This is a genomic window from Cyclobacterium plantarum, assembly GCF_011290685.1.
Taxonomy (GTDB): Bacteria; Bacteroidota; Bacteroidia; order Cytophagales; family Cyclobacteriaceae; genus Cyclobacterium; species Cyclobacterium plantarum.
The window spans coordinates 404,728-422,628 of the sequence record NZ_JAANYN010000001.1; the positions used below are offsets into that span (position 1 = coordinate 404,728).

Genomic DNA, 17,901 nt, shown 5'->3' on the forward strand with positions numbered 1-17,901 from the left:
TCCGGTAGACTTAATCTCAGGCAATATCCTGAAGAAATTAATTTTTCTTGTACCTTCTGTTGAATTTCTCTACTCTTCCGGCAGTATCCAGCAACATTTTCTTACCGGTGTAAAATGGGTGTGAGGCAGAACTTACTTCCACTTTTACAAGGGGATAATCTTTGCCATCTTCCCAAGTGATGGTGTCACCGGTTTCTATGGTAGATTTGGTGATGAATTTATAGTCGCTTGAAGTATCCAAAAATACAACGTCTCTGTAATTGGGATGAATTTCTTTTTTCATTATATGGTTTGTTATTTTTTTACTCCTTCAAATTGAGGCACAAATTTACCTTATTTTATGATTTTCTCCAAAACATTCTCTTTCAAATATAAAATACTTCCTTAATTTTATGCGAAAGTTGATCTTTTAGGACAAGTCGCTATGAAACAGGTATTTCCTTTCAAAGGAAAAGCCCTTTGTAAATGGCCAAACCTTACTGATTCATAATATATGAGATTATTTTTTTTCTTAGTTTTACTGGCAGCACACCCGATTACCCCTGGCCTGGCACAAAGCCCATTTATTCCTTTTGACAGGGATTATTACCAGTTGATCGAACGGTATGAAATCAAACAGGGTTTTTTTACCCCTTCGTTTCACACTGGCACAAAACCTTATTCCAGGGATGAGGTGGTTGCGTTTTTGGAAGCGTATAAAAAATCCTCCGGAACTCTTTCCGATACAGATGATTTTAATCTTGATTTTCTAATTCAGGACAGCTGGGAATATGCTTCAGATTCCCTTCCCCTTTCCAGGAATACAATCGGAAAGCGTTTTTACCAGCGGCCTGCTGATTTTTTTTATTACCGGGATCAGTCCCTGGATGTACACATCAACCCGGTTTTGTATTTTCAGGGAGGGGCCGAGACAGAGGAAGATAATCTCCGGTTTAGAAATACCAGGGGGGTTTCAGTAAGGGGCAGTATAGATCGGAAAATCGGTTTTTATACCATGTTGGCCACAACGGATCTTGTCTTTCCCTCATGGATCAAAAGGTATGTTACCCATCATGGTGCCTTGCCCGGTCAGGGTTTTTGGAAAAGATATGGGGAGCAGGGGTATAGTTTTTTTTCTGCCAGGGGGCACCTTAATTTTAAAGCAACCGAACATGTTCAGGTGGTTTTAGGACACGATACTCATTTTATTGGGGATGGGTTCCGGTCATTTGTCCTCTCTGATTTCTCCAACCCTTTTGCTTTTTTGAAGATTAATACCCAGATCGGTAAAATCAATTTTACAAATCTATGGGGACAAATGACCGCGGATATCATCACCGACCGGGGCTTTCCAACAGATGGCAGGTATCCCCAGAAATGGTTTTCTTTTCATCGCCTGGGCATTAATTTGGGAGAGCGTTTCAACCTGGGAGTATATGAGTCTGTAATGGCCAGTCAAATGGATTGGAATTACCTCAACCCAGTGATTTTTTATCGTTGGGTGGAGCACCAGCTGGGCACACCAGACAAGGTCATGCTGGGGACTGATTTCAAATGGCATCCGGTTAAGGGAATGCAGCTTTATGGGCAATTTGTATTGGATGAGTTTGTGTTCAATGAGTTTTTCGGGATTTCGGGCAAGGGCTCCAGTCGCAACAAACACGGTTTTCAGCTGGGATATAAGTATGTGTCCGTAGCAGGAATCAATAACCTGGATGTGCAGGTCGAATACAATCATGCCAGGCCCTACACCTATCAGGAGAAGTTTGCTTACCAGTCCTACACCAACTACCGCATTCCACTGACGCACCCTCTTGGGGCAAATTTCAGGGAAGTGATGGCCAGTAGTACCTTCCAGCCCCTTCCCAAACTCAGGTTGAAAGGAATTTTCCTGTTTCAAATGAAGGGTAAGGATCCTGAGCCTTCGGCTAATTTTGGAGGAGATATTCTGAAAGACAGGCTGGAAACCAGTACAACACTCCTTGGTAATTTTATCGGGCAAGGAATAAGGCAGGAGACCTTGATGTTTACCCTGCAGGCGGAATACATGTTGCGCCATAATTTGTTTGTGGATTTTTCCCATACCCTGAGAAAAAACAGTGGCGGGGTAGGTGCCATTCCGGACGTTGCGTTTGGTCAAATAGCTTTAAGATTGAATATGGGAAGATTTGACACTCATTTTTGATTACTCAATCGTCAGGGAGTCCCAATACCTTTAAAAAGTTGTAAATTGCGGCCCTAAATGAGATAAAACCGTATGAATACCTATTTGCGAATACTTGCCTATGCCCGTCCATACAGGCGGTATTTTCCCATTTATATACTCTATGCCCTGTTGGCCATTGTTTTTGGTTTGCTGAACTTCACGTTGTTGAAGCCACTTTTCGATGTGATATTTGAGCAGGTTGGGCCAGATGAATTGCAGGCATACAGCACCAGACCTGAATTTTCCTTTTCCCTGCAATATTTCATGCACCTGTTTAACCATTATTTTCTGGAAATAGCGACCATTTATGGAAAATTTGGCACACTGGTTTATGTTTGTATCATTATCGTTATTTCGGTTTTTTTAAGTAATCTTTTTGCCTACCTGTCGGGAGTGGTCCTGGCCAGGGTTAGGGCAGATATCATTCAGGGTATGCGTATCCATATTTTCAATGCGGTCAGCCACATGCACCTGGGATACTTCTCTGATGAGCGAAAGGGAGATTTGATTTCCAAAATGACCAACGATATTCAGGAAGTGGAAAACAGTATCGTGCAATCGTTGCGGGTAGTGTTCAAGGAGCCTGTTACTGTAGTACTTTATTTTGCGGTACTCTTTTTTATGTCAGTGCAGCTCACCTTATTTACCATATTGCTTATTCCGGTTTCAGGGGCAGTAATTGGCTATGTGACCAAGAGGTTGAAGAAAACCGCCGAGCAGAGCCAGGAGTCACTGGGTAGAATTGTTAATATTCTGGACGAAACGATTGGCGGGATGAGGGTGGTAAAGGCTTTTGGTGCAAGAAAGTTTGTGCAGGAAAAATTTGAATCAGAAACAGCTCATTACGCCAATGTAAATGTTGCCATGGCCCGGAAATATGAATTGGCTTCACCTATCAGTCAATTTCTTGGCGTGTCTGTAGTGGCAGGGATCCTTTTATACGGAGGTAATCTGGTATTGAACAATACCTCTACGCTCAGTGCCAGTGAATTCATCGCCTACATCATCCTGTTTACCCAGGTTTTGAACCCGGCCAAAGAAATTTCAAGAGCTCTTAGCAGTATTCAACGGGGTTTGGCCTCCGCCAGGAGAATTTTCGGAGTGGTGGATGCCAGGCCAAAAATAGCGGATAAACCTGATGCCAAAAATTTGTCGGGATTTTCTGATTCGGTCGTTTTTGAGAATGTGGGTTTTGCCTATCAGGAATCTTTTGTATTGAAGGATATTAATTTTGAACTCAAAAAAGGAAAAACAATCGCTCTGGTGGGGCCTTCCGGTGGGGGGAAATCCACTTTAGCCGACCTGTTGCCGCGATTTTATGATCCCACAGCAGGTTTGATCAAAATTGATGGAATGGATCTGAAAACCTTAAAGATTAATGACATCCGCAAGATCATGGGTATCGTAACCCAGGAATCCATTTTATTCAATGATACGGTATTTAATAATATTGCCTTTGGGATGCAGGGAGTTGCTCCCGAAAATGTGGAGAAGGCAGCATCCATAGCTAATGCCCATGATTTTATCATGGAGCTGGAGCAGGGATACCAGACCAGTATAGGAGAAAGAGGGACGAAATTATCCGGGGGACAGCGGCAGCGCCTGAGTATTGCCAGGGCGGTTTTAAAAAACCCGGATATTTTGATTTTGGATGAGGCCACATCTGCTCTGGATGCGGCTTCCGAACGGTTGGTTCAGGAGGCATTGGCCAATTTAATGGCAAACAGAACCTCTCTGGTGATTGCCCATAGGCTGAGTACCATTCAACATGCGGATGAAATTCTGGTGATTGACGGAGGAAAAATAGTTGAAAGAGGCACCCATGAGGAATTGATTCTGGAAAACGGATTGTACAATAAACTTTCCCAAATGCAGTCTGTTTAGTATATTGTGTTTAGAAACCCTAATCAAAAGTTTTATGAAAAAAGTCAACAGCATATTTCAGCTTTTAACCGCATTGTTTTTTGCCCTCGGCCTGGTTTATTTTCTGACCTATGAAAGAATGTGGAGTGGAAGTCCGGAGGCAGGGGAAGTAGTATCCTGGTTGTTGGCAGGTTTGGTGATGTACCTGATTACCTGGGGGACAGGCTGGGGGCATACCAGTAGTTTAGACAGCAGGATCAGGAAGTTGGAATTGGAAAAGAAAGAGTTAAAAGCCATGGTTTTTGATTTGGAAAGAGGGGTGAAAATGGGACAATTGGATAAAAAAATCGAAGAGCAGCCGGATGATAAGGATTCTTCTTCCATTAAACCCAGGGAAAATTTTAAATAATGGGGCAAATTTGATGTTGGCCTGAAACAAGTTTTTCAATTGAATCCGTAGCTATGGTAGCCAAGACTTTTGGAAGTGCAGTATCCGGAGTAGATGCCAATCTGATCACTATTGAAGTCAATGTGGGTCAGGGTACCAGTTTTTTTATGGTGGGACTTCCGGATAGTGCCGTTAAGGAGAGTCAGCAGCGGGTAGAATCATCGCTAAAATTTTACAATTTCCGCATGCCGCGGCAGAAAGTGGTCATCAATCTTGCTCCTGCAGATATCAGAAAAGAGGGATCTTCCTATGACCTTCCCATTGCCATGGGCATTTTGCAGGCTTCAGAACAAGCCTTTTTCCCCGCATTGGAAGAATACGTCATCATGGGCGAGTTGTCTCTGGATGGAAAGCTGCGTTCCATAAAAGGTGTACTGCCTATAGCCATTGAAGCCAGGAAAAGAGGCTTTAAAGGGTTTATTTTGCCAAAGGAAAATGCCAAAGAGGCCTCAATAGTCAATAAACTGGACATTATTGGTGTGGAATCCCTGCAGGAGGCCATTCACTTTATGGAAGGGAAGGAAGATATTCCGCCGCTGGTGACGGATACCAGAAATATTTTTTATCATTCCATGGAGGATTACGCCTTCGATTTTGCAGATGTACAGGGTCAGGAAAATATCAAAAGAGCCATGGAAATTGCCGCAGCAGGTGGCCACAATGTTATCATGATTGGTCCACCGGGTGCAGGAAAAACCATGTTAGCCAAAAGGTTGCCTTCCATTTTGCCTCCCCTTAGCCTTCAGGAGGCTCTTGAGACGACAAAAATTCATTCTGTGGCGGGAAAGTTGGGGGTGGAGGCTTCTTTGGTGGCCCAGCGTCCATTTCGCTCTCCCCATCATACCATCAGTGATGTAGCCCTGGTAGGAGGGGGCGGTAATCCCCAGCCAGGCGAGATTTCCCTTTCCCACAATGGGGTACTCTTCCTGGATGAGTTGCCTGAATTCAAACGGACCGTGCTGGAGGTAATGCGCCAGCCGCTTGAGGAACGTAAAGTAACCATTTCAAGAGCTAAAATTTCTGTGGATTTCCCGGCTAATTTTATGCTGATAGCCAGTATGAACCCCTGTCCCTGCGGATTTTATAACCATCCTGATAAGGAATGTGTGTGCGGGCCAGGTGTGGTTCAGAAATACCTCAATAAAGTAAGCGGACCGCTACTGGACAGAATAGACCTGCATGTAGAGGTCACTCCTGTTAATTTTGATGAAATGACTTCCGAAGGGAAATCAGAGTCCAGCAAATCCATCAGGGAAAGGGTAACCAAAGCCAGAGAGTTACAACTGGCCAGGTTTAATGATAGCCCTGAGGTTCACTGCAACGCGATGATGCCGTCTCATACGGTTAAGGAAGTTTGTAAAATCAATCAGGCAGGCAAAACGCTTCTGAAAACAGCAATGGAAAGGTTGGGACTTTCTGCCCGGGCTTATGACCGGATTTTAAAGGTATCGAGAACGATTGCCGATTTGGCCGGAGCGGAAGAAATCAGGGTGGAGCACCTGGCTGAAGCCATTCAGTACCGCAGCCTGGACAGGGAAGGTTGGGCAGGTTAACCAACTGATCACCTTGATTATTTGGGCAAAATCACTATGGATTGTATTCCTTATTTGCCTATATTTGCTCCGCCTACTGGTTGTTTGTTACTGATACTATAGGGGTTAAATATTGGTATTAAAGATAAAAATGAGCAGTTGATTTTATGTGGACCAAAGAACGAAAAATTCAGGAAGAGATGGAAATGGCTAGCGCAACTTCAGTTTTTGCACCGGGATTGAGTATCAAAGGTAATGTAGAGGCAAGCAGTGATATCCGGATTGAAGGAGAAATTGCAGGAGATGTCACCACCGGTAGAAAGGTGATTGTTGGTGTTTCCGGCAAAATCACCGGTAATATCAAAGCCTCAGAGGTCTGTGTGATGGGGGAGGTCTTGGGAGATATTTTTGTACAGGATCTCGCCAGGTTTACCGCCGAAGCCAGGATGAAAGGAAATGTCTATTCAGGAAAAATTGAAATCGAATCAGGAGCGGATATGGAGGTGACCCTTTCCAAACCAAAGAAAAGTGGTGCAAACTTTACCGTTCCTTCAACAGAAAATCAGGCTAAACCCGCAGAAAACAAGGATACATCCAAAAAAACCGGAAAGGAAATGGTCAAAATGGATCATTAAAATTGGGCCAGGCCCTGCTCCAGGTCTTCCAATAGATCCTCAATATGCTCTATCCCTACTGACATCCTGATTAACTGTTCGGGAATTCCGGTAACTACCCCTTGTACCCTGGATCTTCTTTCAATCAGACTTTCAACTCCCCCCAGACTGGTGGCATTGGTAAAATAATGCAAATTGTCAATCAGCTTATCGGCGTCTGCTGCATTGCCCTTAATGACAAAAGACAACATCCCTCCAAAACCCTGCATTTGAGAATTGGCGATCAGGTGCCCATCATGGTTTTCCAAACCAGGATAATATACTTTTTCCACAACAGGATGTTGGTTTAAAAAAGCGGCAATTTTTGCTGTGTTGGCAGCATGGGCCTTCATGCGATAGGGCAAGGTTTTGATGCTTCTGGTCAGGAAATAGGTATCAAAAGGAGAGGGTACAGCTCCTGCCAATGCCTGTACATTTTTGATTTGCTTCCAAAAATCGTCTTTTTCTTTGGTGATTAAAATACCCCCGACCAGGTCACTGTGTCCCCCAATGTATTTGGTACTGCTGTGCATCACCAAATCCGCCCCCAAACCAAGTGGTTGCTGGAAAACAGGGCTCGCAAAAGTGCTGTCGCATACTACGCTAATGCCATGCTCTTTGGCTGTTTTTGACAACTTTTGGATATCAGAAATTTTTAACAGCGGATTTGATGGGGTTTCGATCCATAGCAATTGGGTATTTTTACGAATGGCAACCGAAAGTAATTCAGGCTTTGTGAGGTCAATAAAGTCTACTTCAATTTTTTGATTGAAAACTGTCAGGAGGAGGGATTTCAATCCATGATACATATCGTCTGGTGCAATCATATGCGATCCTGCGGGTAAGGCCTGAAATACGGCATTGGCGGCAGCATTTCCAGATGAAAAGGCCGCTGCATCCCTACCTTTTTCTAATGCCGCAAGCACGGTTTCCAATGACTTTCGGTTTGGATTTTCCAGCCTGCTGTAAACCATGGAGCCTTCCTGGTGTCCGAAGGTACTGGATAGAGTAATGGGTTGAATGACCGGATTTAAAGGATCATCGACGATGTTTCCTGCGTGGATGGCAATGGTTTCTGTTTTCATTTCAAGTTTTTTGTTCCGGTTGAAGGTGCTTACCAAATGCCCATTTCAGGAAAATATCAAATCACCTGATTCTGTCCACCGAACGAATAAGCATTTCATCCTTTCGTATAAAACGGTTGGCAACCAAATTCATTATCAGGGCAAATGCTATGGCATAAAAACCCAAAACAAATGAGCCGCTAACCGCAGGATTAAAATTTTCATTGGCTTTAAAGCTGGTGTACACCACCAGACCTAAAGTCAGGCCCATTAGCAAGGCATTGATCATATTAAGCATCAGCTGTTTTTTTCTGTTTTTAAATTGCAGCAGGCTATAAATGGCGATAACTGCCGCCAGTAGCGCCAGGATTCCAATGTAGATATTACCGGATTGAGAAAGGGTGTTTTTCTGGGGCAGCTCACTGATAGTAATCTGCCATGCAGTCATTTCCATATATTGGTTTCCCATGGCATTTACCTGCAACCAGATCGGGGTGGCCACAGCAGCGATCATGGATATAGCCACGAGAAGTAGAAATAATGTCTGAATTCTTTGAATCATGTTATTAATCTTTTGACAAAGAAAACGGGTTATTTGATTTTTCGCAAGGAATACCTTAAATCTGACCTGATCTGTGGGTATATTTTTATCTTTGCGTCTGAAATGAATGACTTCAAACGCTATTTTATCGAGCTTGCCTACAATGGCACAAATTACCATGGATGGCAAATGCAGAAAAATGCTGTTTCAGTGCAGGAGAAATTACAAGAATCCTTATCCATGCTTTTTCGGAAACCAATTGGAATAATGGGAAGCGGAAGGACAGATACCGGCGTGCATGCCAAACAGCAATTTGCTCATTTTGATTTTGACGGAGAAATGAGGAAGGGGGAATTTTTAAAGAGAATAAATGGTTTATTGCCAGGTGACATAGCGGTATTTGACGTGTCACCAGTTACACACAATGCGCATGCGAGGTTTGATGCGATCTGGAGGAGGTACGAGTACCACATTACTTTCAGAAAAGATCCATTTCAGACCGGAAAGGCTTGGCATTGTTATTATGATCTGGATGTTTCAAAAATGGAGTCCGTCTCCAAACTATTATTGGGATACCAGAACTTTGAATGTTTCAGCAAAACAAAGACTGATGTCAAGAGTTTTGATTGTGAAATAAAAGAAGCCTTTTGGGAACAAACAAGCCATGGATTGATATTTCATATCAAAGCAAACAGGTTTTTGCGCGGTATGGTGAGGGCAATTGTGGGTACTTTGATTAAAGTGGGTCGGGATCAATTGGACAAGGCACAATTTGTCTCCATTATTGAGGGCAAAGACAGGTCAAGGGCTGGAACAGCTGCCCCTGCAAATGGGCTATATTTAAGTGAGGTCAATTATCCTGAAATTATTTTTAAGTAAACTACAGCACTTTGGGACTGGGAAAAGAAAATGTAAAAAGCGGAGATATCATTGATACCAAAGTTTTGAAAAAACTGTATCAATTTGTTAACCCGTATAAACAGCGGTTTTATTTTTTGGTTGTGCTTACCCTGCTATTAGCTGTTTTGGCACCATCAAGGCCGCTATTGATTCAAATTGCGATAGATGATTACGTGGCTTTAGGGGATTCAGATGGTCTTTTGACCATGATGTACTTTTTGGTGGGGCTTTTGGTTTTGCACGCTTTGGTGCAATTTGGACATACTTATTTGTCGGGATGGATCGGGCAGGTGATTATCAGGGATATCAGGATCAAACTTTACAGGCACCTGCTTAAAATGCGATTAAAGTATTTTGACAATACCCCCATAGGTCGACTGGTTACCAGAAATATTTCCGATGTGGAAACGCTCTCGGATGTATTTAGTCAGGGTCTTGCAGAAATTATCGGAGATCTTTTGCAGTTGGTATCTATTCTGGCAGTCATGTTCTATGTGGATTGGAAACTTACCCTGGTCAGTTTGTGTACCCTGCCATTGTTGATCATATCCACCTATGTTTTCAAGGAGAAGGTCAAAGTATCCTTTAATGATGTGAGGAATGCCGTGTCCAATTTAAATTCTTTTTTGCAGGAACACATCACCGGTATGAATATCATCCAGGTATTTAACCGGGAAGACAGGGAGTATGAAAAGTTTAAGGCAATCAATAAGGAGCACCGGCAGGCTCATCTGAAATCGGTATTGTATTACTCCATATATTATCCTGTGGCAGAAATTATCCAGGCCATAGGTATTGGGTTGGTAGTCTGGTATGGTGCGACCGGAGTTTTCGACATGCAGTTGAAAGTAGGTGTCCTGATTTCTTTTATCATGTATCTTCAGCTCTTTTTTAGGCCCATCCGCATGATAGCCGATAGGTTCAATACGTTACAGATGGGAGTGGTAAGTTCATCCAGGATTTTTAATATCCTGGAAAATGACGAGCAAATCCCTAATGAAGGCACACATACTCCTGGGAAGATCAAAGGTAATATTTCGTTTGAAAAGGTATGGTTTGCCTACGAGAAGGAGGATTGGGTACTGAAAGATATCAGCTTTAATGTCCGTCATGGAGAAACCATTGCTTTGGTGGGTGCCACTGGTGCGGGGAAATCATCAACCATTAACCTGATCAGCAGGTTTTATGATATCAATAAGGGACAGATTAAAATAGATGGAGCGCCAATATCTTCTTTTGAACTGTCCACATTAAGAAAACATGTCGGAGTGGTATTACAGGATGTGTTTCTTTTTTCTGATACCATATTTCAGAACATTACCCTGGGTAACCCTGATATTTCCAAAGAGCAGGTATTGTATGCGGCAGATCTGGTAGGTGCCAGAAAGTTTATTGAAAGACTTCCAGGTGGCTTGGACTATGATGTAAAAGAGAGAGGTGGCACCTTGTCTGTGGGGCAGAGACAGCTTATTTCTTTTGTTAGGGCCATGGTGTATGATCCCGAGATCATCATTCTGGATGAGGCCACTTCTTCGGTAGATACGGAAACTGAAGAGCTGATTCAGGCTGCCATTGAGAAAATGATGCAGGGAAGGACTTCCATTATTATTGCCCACAGACTTTCCACCATCCAAAAAGCCCAAAAAATAATTGTATTGAACAAGGGGGAAATTGTGGAAGAGGGTACGCACGATAAATTACTGAAACTGGATGGCTATTATGCGCAGCTTCACCAGATGCAACTGAAGACAATGGTAATTGGCTGATTCCTTGAATGCTGTGCTGAGGCTGAAAAAAGTTTTGTAATGGCCTGTAACATCTCTCTTCAATGCTTCGTTGCAAGAGAAGTTAATGTAAATAAATTCGATTGGTATCGCTCATGAAATATCTTTTTTTTCTTGTCCTGATGATCGCAGGGTATAGTGGTTTTGCACAACAACATCAGGTAGGGCTAAGGTTGGGAGATCCCTACGGGATTTCGCTCAAAACATCATTAAATCAGCACTATGCTGCCGAGGTAATACTTGGAAGGGGAAGTCCGAACAGCAGCCAGTATTACAGAAGGACCTTTGAACAAAGCAAACCCCTTAGCTCTGCCATTTACGATGGGCAACAAGTATCAGGAGCTTTTTCCTTGCAGGCAAGGCTTTCTTATGAGGAGTCGCTGAACGGGGAATTTGATATTGTGGAAGGTAATTTAAAGGGCTTTGCAGGAATCGGGCTGCAATTGAGAAGTGTAACCCTCAGTTATTTTTACCATACGCCAAATCCTGGTGACATGCCCTTGGGAAGAGTTGACGAAAGGTCAGATGTTGATTTTGGCCCGGAAGGTTTTATTGGGGTCTCGTATTTATTTCAAGATTTGCCAGTCGTTATTTTTGCCGAAATGGGACTTTTCATGGAACTGTTGAACCGATTAGGTCATTTGAAGGTGCAAGGAGCCCTTGGTGCCCGGTATAGCTTTTAAAAATCATGAAGCATAAAAAGATTATTTCATTAGCAGTGGTCTCAGGACTACTATTGTGTGGGATATATGCTTACCTGGGTGGATTTAATGCTGTAAGCTTTGAGTTGGTAAACTGTCAGGATATTGAGCTAATTGGTTTGGAATACCAGGGTACCCCTCAGGATGAAGGAATAGGATCGATTTTTCAAAAAGTAGAAGCGGAGAGAAAAGGAAGCCCTCTTTACACCATTTATTATGTAGAACCCTCCGGAAGGCGTGATACCCTGCATGTTTTTGTAGGGGTGGAGGTGGAAAATAATATCAATAACCTTGACGAGGGATGGGTTAAGAAAACTTTTGATTGCCAGCGGGCCATAAGAGCCTCTTTGGAAATGCATCAACTGGTAATGCCAGGAGCAAATAGTGTAAAGCAACAGATCAGTGATTTTGCAAAGGCGGAGGGGGTTAATCCCAAAGGGCATTTTATAGATAAAATCATTTCCCGGAACAGCGTTGAAGTGTTGGCACCAATAGCGGATTAAAAAATTATAAAAACTCGCCTCCTGCATCCAAAGTGTGATTGAAAAGTAAGTGAGCGGGTATGTTGGTTTTAAAACTTGTTAATTTATACTGCATTTAGCGGCTGTTGGTATGATTTTAGAGAAGGATATACTGATTTCAAACTAAATCTGAAATATAATGAAAAAAGCAAATTTGATGACACCTTCCAGAATAACCTTACTATTTATTTCCGCCTTACTGTTTTGGAGGTGTGAAGGTCCCATAGGACCACAAGGCCCTCCGGGTGCTGATGGCCTCGATGGAGTCAATATTGTAGGCGAAGTTTTTGAAATCGTCGGGGATTTTATTCCCGGAAGTGATTTCCGCCTTCGTGGAGAGTACGGATTTGATTTATTGGAATCAGATAAAGTTTTGATATATCGATTGGATGGTACAGACCAGGAGGGTACTGATATCTGGAGGCTTATCCCTCAGGTAGTTTTCCATGAGGAAGGTATCTTCACTTATGATTACGATTTTACCTACTTTGATTATACCATCTTTTTGAATGGTGACTTTGATTTGAACAATCTGGAGCCTGCTTTGACCGATGATCAAATATTCCGGGTACTCATTATCCCTGCTGACAGGATTGATTTGAGAATGGATTTTTCAGATCATCAGGGCGTACTTGAAATGCTGGAAATCGATGAGGAGGATATAAAGCGAATTTCTTTAAATTAATAATACCTGAGAAGATTAACATTATCCGAGAAAAACAGTTTATCATAAGGTAGGCTGTTTTTTTTGTTTGTTGTTGGATATACAAAAATTACCCTTTATCTTTCAAATAAAGCATTATATTATTCAGGTAAACCAAGATTTATGAAAAAGATTTTATACTTGTTTGCATTCGTATTAGTGTTGTCTTTGCCGGCATGCGAGGGCCCCGAGGGACCCCAGGGCCCCCCCGGTCTGGATGGAGTGGACGGTGAGGATGGGGAAGATGGAATAGAGGTGTTGAATTTGGTATTTGAAGGAGTGGTGACCTTCTCAGAGGAAAATGATTTTGCCATTGGATCACAATTTGAACTTGGGCAAGGGGACAATTTGCTGGTTTTTCTTGAATGGGCTCAGGCCGAAGGTAATTCCTTGTGGAGGCATCTTCCACAAAATGTTTTTTTTGATGAGGGTGCCATATTGACTTACAATTATCAATATACGACCACTTTTTTCAATGTGTTCATGCAAGGAAATTTTGATCTTACTCAATTGGAACCGGAATGGACAGATAATCAAAGAATAAGAATCGTATTGCTGCCTGGGTTCTTTGTTGATGAGAATGCGAGAGTAGATTTAAGTGACTTCGATGCAGTTATGGAATTGATAGGTAAGGATGAAAGCGATATCGTAGAGATTGATTTCGATTGATGGTCAGAAGAATTATAAGATGATCCTTATGTGCCTTTTTAGAAATAGAAAGGCACTTTTTTCATTTTAATGCATGTTTCTTTTTTGAAATAACTTGGGCTATATTTGTGCCATGCAATTAAAGAATGACCTCCTGTTAAGGGTAATCAAAGGGGAAAAAGTAGAACGCACTCCGGTGTGGCTAATGAGACAGGCGGGAAGAATTTTGCCCGAATATAGGGCAGTGCGCAATAGTGTAAGTGGTTTTATTGAACTGGCAAAGACTCCGGAATTGGCTGCTGAGGTAACCATTCAACCAGTTGATCTATTGGGTGTTGATGCAGCCATTATTTTTTCAGATATTTTGGTAGTGCCGGAGGCCATGGGCTTACCCTATCAGATGATTGAAAAAAGAGGGCCATGGTTTCCTGAAACCATAAAAAATGCTTCAGACTTAAAGAAATTAAGGGTAGCTGATCCGAAGACGGATCTCCATTATGTGCTGGAAGCCATCCGTATGGCAAAGAAAGGACTAAACGGAAGGGTCCCATTGATCGGCTTTGCCGGTGCTCCATGGACCATTTTTGCCTATATGGTGGAAGGGTCTGGTAGTAAAACCTTTTCTAATGCAAGGGCCATGTTGTACCAAAATCCTGTTTTGGCCCATCAATTGTTGGAAATGATTACCCAAACCACTATAAGGTATGTTAAAGCTCAGGTCGAGGCAGGTGCTAACCTTATTCAACTGTTTGATAGCTGGGCAGGTATCTTACCAGCTTACCATTACAGGGAATTCTCAATAAGGTACATGGAAAAGATTTGTGAAGCTGTTACAGAAGTTCCCGTTACCATTTTTGCCAAGGGAGCCTATTTTGCGATCAATGAAATCCTGGAGCTCTCCTGTGACACAATTGGGTTAGATTGGAACATGAACATCGAAGAAATCCGCAAACAGGCAGATGGCAGAAAAACCTTTCAGGGAAATTTGGATCCTGCGGTTTTGTATGCGCCTGATGATGTTTTAGTTAGGCAAACTCAGCATATGTTAACGCAATTTAAAGGTAGCAGACATATTGCCAACCTGGGTCATGGGGTATATCCGGATACAAATCCTGAAAAGGTTCGACTTTTTATACAAACTGTAAAAGCTTTTGAATAAAATCATTACCCGAATCGAACTTAGTTTAAACATTAACAGAAAAATATTGGTTTTATCCGGTCGTTTCCAAAATTATCCGTCATAAATGACTTATTTTACTATTTTTCAATATTAGTTTTGTTCCCCGAAAAGAATTTAGCCCGGATAATTTGTAATTGTGATCTTAGCTGAATATATTTGCTAAAATGTATTTTGAATACATTAAAACGATTTATAGTTTTATCGGGGGATATCTCAATTACGACAATGGAAAAGTTTTTACGTAAGGAAAAGGAGCCTGATTTTTTATCCAGAAGGCTTAGTGGATACATTACCCCTGAAGGAGCCGTTTACCTTACAGATCCCCAAAAATTGCTGGTTAAAAGTTTCATTGACCTGACAATTTCTGTTTTGTTTGTGGTTTTTATTTTATCATGGGCATTTCCCATTATCGCATTAATAATCCGTATAGACTCTAAAGGACCCATTCTGTTCAAGCAATTGAGACATGGGAAAGGAAATAAGGCCTTTTGGTGCTACAAATTCAGGACGATGAAGACAAATATAGAGTCGGACCTCCTGCAAGCTTCAAAAAATGACAAAAGGGTTACACGCGTGGGTAGGTTTTTAAGGAAGTCAAGTTTGGATGAAATCCCGCAGATCTTTAACGTGCTGTTAGGGGATATGTCTCTTATTGGCCCAAGACCACATGCGGTACCGATGAACCATGTGTTTTCCAACGAAATTAATAATTACATGTTTCGCCATGTGGTTAAGCCTGGTATCACCGGACTTGCTCAATCCAGGGGGTACAGAGGGGAGATAATTGATCACTTTGACATTTATGGAAGGGTAAGGCTGGATCACTTTTACATCAAAAAGTACTGTCTGTTTTTGGACCTGAAAATTGTTTTCTGGACACTAACGACCATCCTTTTCAAAAATGGTAAAGCCTATTAAGCATTTTTCTTATTGGGTTGAACATGCAATTATTGCATCCAATGAGGTTTTTGGTTTTTAAAAGTGAACTTTTCATTTTTTAAGTGGCTCGATTGATTCAATCTCCAGATTTGGATTTTCAACAACCAGATAGCGTTTTATGACGCATCGCTACCTCGTAAAACTGTTTTAATACTATAAAAACGGATTTTAAATACAAAAAAACGGATTTTAATTAAAAATATTTCTCTAAAGTCTTGTGTGCTGCTGAAAGTAATTATATATTTGTAAAAATGTATTTCAGATATATAAAAATGTTTTTTAAACAAGTAGTTTGGTTTTGAAGTTGAATGTAAAGATTGTTAGAGATGGAAGATGTTTTGATAGGCCAAAAATTTGGCCGTTCCGAAAAAACGGAAAATTTTGTTAAACAGCAGCAGCGCACTAAAATTATCAATTTGTATGGTCAAAATGATAATTTGAGGAAAAGAGCAATGAAAAGAACTTTTGATTTGGTTATTTCTCTTTTCACAATGGTTTTTATTGTTTCCTGGTTATTTCCTATCGTGGCACTATTGATCAAATGGGATTCTAAAGGTCCGGTTTTTTTCAAACAGTTACGTCACGGAAGGGGTAATAAGAAGTTTTATTGCTACAAATTCAGGACAATGGTAAAAAATAAGGAAGCGGACACCAGGCAAGCCACTCAGAATGATGCCAGGATAACTAAAATCGGCAAGTTTTTGAGGAAAACGAGTTTGGATGAATTGCCTCAGATTTTTAATGTGATTCTGGGAGACATGTCGATTGTAGGTCCCAGGCCACATTCAGTACCCATGAACCTGGAATTTGCCAAGGAAATTGAAAATTTCATGCAGCGGCATCAGGTGAAACCGGGTATTACCGGCTTGGCGCAGTGCAAGGGGTTAAGAGGGGAAATTTCTTCCTTTCAGGAGCTATACTCGAGATTCAGGTTGGATTTTTTCTATGTAAAAAAGTGGTGTTTAATTTTTGATATCAAAATTGTGATTGAAACAGCTATTTCTTTATTGACCAAAAACGAGAAGGCTTATTGATTTTAGCTGAAAAGGATGGTTATCAAAATTAAAAAAAACAGCAAATTAAGGGGTTAAAAATGGTTTTAGATCTCTGCAAATTTCCTTTAATCAATGCATATAATTGTATTTGGTGCGATGTTTGCTGCAGATGATCAGATTACCAGAGAAATGCTCCAAAATCCTTAATAAAAAAGGATAAAGGATGTTAAGGCAGGTTACCTCTATTTACTGATGGATAATATACTTTAGCATTCTTTCCTTGAAAATGCACTTATATTAAAATTATTTAGAAAAGTTCTTATTGTTCTGATAATTAAGTAATTTGCGATGCCATTGGTGATTTAATGTTTAATGGAATAATTGTTTAGCTTTTTCGCCTGCAACAGTAAGGTGAGTAAATTTGATGTAACAGTCTTAATATTTTATGAAAAAAATTACTTTATTTAACAGCTTGGTTTTTCTTGTTTTGTTTTTTGGCTTATTTGGTTGTGCAAAAAGGAACCTGGTTTATTTTAGTGATATTGAAGCCGGTTCTGATTTTTCTACCGAGATACCTGATTTTCCAGAACCTAAGATTCAAAAGGGCGATTTGTTGAAAATTACGGTAAGCAGTTTAAATGCCGAATCAAATTTATTGTTTAATGCAGGAGTAATGTCCTCCTCCGATGATGGAAGAATGATGAATGCCGCAGTGCCTATCAATGAGGGTTATCTGGTCGATAAAAACGGGCAAGTTAATTTCCCGGTTTTGGGAATGATCGTTTTGGAAGGCTTGACGAAGGAAGAAGCCATTGAGAAAATGGCACAGCGATTGGAGGAATATGTTAAGGATCCAATTGTTAATGTCCAATATCTCAATTTCAAGATCACTGTAATAGGAGAAGTATCTAATCCCAATACCTTCACATTGGAGACCGATCGAATTACTATTTTGGAGGCATTGGGTCTTGCAGGGGACATGACAGAGTATGGAAAGCGTGAGAATGTATTAATTATTAGAGATGAAGATGGTGTAAGAAAAGCAATAAGATTAAATCTTAATGACAAATCCATTTTAAACTCCCGATATTTCATGTTGCATCAAAATGATGTGATTTACGTTGAACCTGATAAGATTAAAGCTATTCAGGCAAGTACCAACCAGCGTTCTTTAGCAGTGATCGGATTATTAGTTTCGGTAGGGGTTTCCCTTCTGTTCAATTTACGTTTTTACTTGGAATAAG

The 17,901-nt window shown here is 41.2% G+C and carries 18 protein-coding genes; 15 read left to right on the forward strand and 3 right to left on the reverse strand.

Annotation, left to right across the window (positions count from 1 at the left end; translation table 11 throughout):
• Positions 1–37: 37 nt before the first annotated feature.
• Positions 38–283, reverse strand: a complete 246-nt coding sequence (locus G9Q97_RS01725; RefSeq protein ID WP_163378111.1) for a type B 50S ribosomal protein L31 — start codon at positions 281–283, stop codon at positions 38–40.
• Positions 284–493: 210 nt separating this feature from the next.
• Between G9Q97_RS01725 and G9Q97_RS01730 the strand changes: the two genes are divergently transcribed.
• The 5 genes from G9Q97_RS01730 (at position 494) to G9Q97_RS01750 (ending at position 6,663) form a co-directional block, all read left to right on the forward strand.
• Positions 494–2,164, forward strand: coding sequence for a hypothetical protein (locus G9Q97_RS01730; protein ID WP_166142517.1), 1,671 nt, complete (start codon positions 494–496; stop codon positions 2,162–2,164).
• Between the two features lie 72 nt (positions 2,165–2,236).
• Positions 2,237–4,069, forward strand: coding sequence for an ABC transporter ATP-binding protein (locus G9Q97_RS01735; RefSeq protein ID WP_166142519.1), 1,833 nt, complete (start codon positions 2,237–2,239; stop codon positions 4,067–4,069).
• 34 nt (positions 4,070–4,103) lie between these two features.
• Positions 4,104–4,457, forward strand: a complete 354-nt coding sequence (locus G9Q97_RS01740; protein ID WP_166142520.1) for a hypothetical protein — start codon at positions 4,104–4,106, stop codon at positions 4,455–4,457.
• 53 nt (positions 4,458–4,510) lie between these two features.
• Positions 4,511–6,049: a YifB family Mg chelatase-like AAA ATPase gene (locus G9Q97_RS01745; protein ID WP_166142521.1), complete on the forward strand. Its 1,539-nt coding sequence runs from the start codon at positions 4,511–4,513 to the stop codon at positions 6,047–6,049.
• Between the two features lie 146 nt (positions 6,050–6,195).
• Positions 6,196–6,663 carry a bactofilin family protein gene (locus tag G9Q97_RS01750; protein WP_166142522.1) on the forward strand — a complete coding sequence of 156 codons (468 nt, stop codon included), beginning with the start codon at positions 6,196–6,198 and terminating at the stop codon, positions 6,661–6,663.
• Here G9Q97_RS01750 and G9Q97_RS01755 read toward each other — a convergent pair.
• Both G9Q97_RS01755 and G9Q97_RS01760 read right to left on the reverse strand, forming a co-directional pair.
• The gene (locus G9Q97_RS01755; RefSeq protein ID WP_166142523.1) at positions 6,660–7,766 is read right to left on the reverse strand and encodes a trans-sulfuration enzyme family protein; all 1,107 of its coding nucleotides are present in this window, start codon (positions 7,764–7,766) and stop codon (positions 6,660–6,662) included. The genes G9Q97_RS01750 and G9Q97_RS01755 overlap by 4 nt on opposite strands.
• A gap of 61 nt (positions 7,767–7,827) precedes the next feature.
• A complete protein-coding gene (locus G9Q97_RS01760) occupies positions 7,828–8,307 on the reverse strand; it encodes a DUF4293 domain-containing protein (protein WP_166142524.1) in 480 nt (159 codons plus the stop codon).
• 12 nt (positions 8,308–8,319) lie between these two features.
• On the opposite strand from G9Q97_RS01760, the gene truA reads away from it, so the two are divergent.
• The 10 genes from truA to G9Q97_RS01810 all read left to right on the forward strand — a co-directional run bounded on the left by truA (position 8,320) and on the right by G9Q97_RS01810 (position 17,900).
• Positions 8,320–9,165 carry a tRNA pseudouridine(38-40) synthase TruA gene (gene truA / locus G9Q97_RS01765; protein WP_317168711.1) on the forward strand — a complete coding sequence of 282 codons (846 nt, stop codon included), beginning with the start codon at positions 8,320–8,322 and terminating at the stop codon, positions 9,163–9,165.
• Between the two features lie 11 nt (positions 9,166–9,176).
• Entirely contained in the window at positions 9,177–10,952 is a 1,776-nt protein-coding gene (locus tag G9Q97_RS01770; protein ID WP_166142525.1) for an ABC transporter ATP-binding protein, read from the forward strand.
• A gap of 113 nt (positions 10,953–11,065) precedes the next feature.
• Positions 11,066–11,653: a hypothetical protein gene (locus G9Q97_RS01775; RefSeq protein WP_166142526.1), complete on the forward strand. Its 588-nt coding sequence runs from the start codon at positions 11,066–11,068 to the stop codon at positions 11,651–11,653.
• A 5-nt stretch (positions 11,654–11,658) separates the two neighbouring features.
• The gene (locus G9Q97_RS01780; protein ID WP_166142527.1) at positions 11,659–12,174 is read left to right on the forward strand and encodes a GyrI-like domain-containing protein; all 516 of its coding nucleotides are present in this window, start codon (positions 11,659–11,661) and stop codon (positions 12,172–12,174) included.
• Between the two features lie 157 nt (positions 12,175–12,331).
• Positions 12,332–12,877, forward strand: a complete 546-nt coding sequence (locus tag G9Q97_RS01785; protein WP_166142528.1) for a hypothetical protein — start codon at positions 12,332–12,334, stop codon at positions 12,875–12,877.
• Positions 12,878–13,018: 141 nt separating this feature from the next.
• Complete coding sequence (locus G9Q97_RS01790; protein WP_166142529.1) at positions 13,019–13,564, forward strand: hypothetical protein; 546 nt, start codon at positions 13,019–13,021, stop codon at positions 13,562–13,564.
• 112 nt (positions 13,565–13,676) lie between these two features.
• On the forward strand, positions 13,677–14,702 hold the full coding sequence (gene hemE / locus G9Q97_RS01795) for a uroporphyrinogen decarboxylase (protein ID WP_166142531.1): 1,026 nt from the start codon (positions 13,677–13,679) through the stop codon (positions 14,700–14,702).
• Between the two features lie 246 nt (positions 14,703–14,948).
• Positions 14,949–15,641: a sugar transferase gene (locus G9Q97_RS01800; protein WP_166142533.1), complete on the forward strand. Its 693-nt coding sequence runs from the start codon at positions 14,949–14,951 to the stop codon at positions 15,639–15,641.
• 473 nt (positions 15,642–16,114) lie between these two features.
• The gene (locus tag G9Q97_RS01805) at positions 16,115–16,696 is read left to right on the forward strand and encodes a sugar transferase (protein ID WP_262889450.1); all 582 of its coding nucleotides are present in this window, start codon (positions 16,115–16,117) and stop codon (positions 16,694–16,696) included.
• Positions 16,697–17,102: 406 nt separating this feature from the next.
• Positions 17,103–17,900 (forward strand): polysaccharide biosynthesis/export family protein, encoded by a 798-nt coding sequence (locus tag G9Q97_RS01810; protein WP_166142537.1) that lies wholly within the window; start codon positions 17,103–17,105, stop codon positions 17,898–17,900.
• Position 17,901 lies beyond the last annotated feature (1 nt).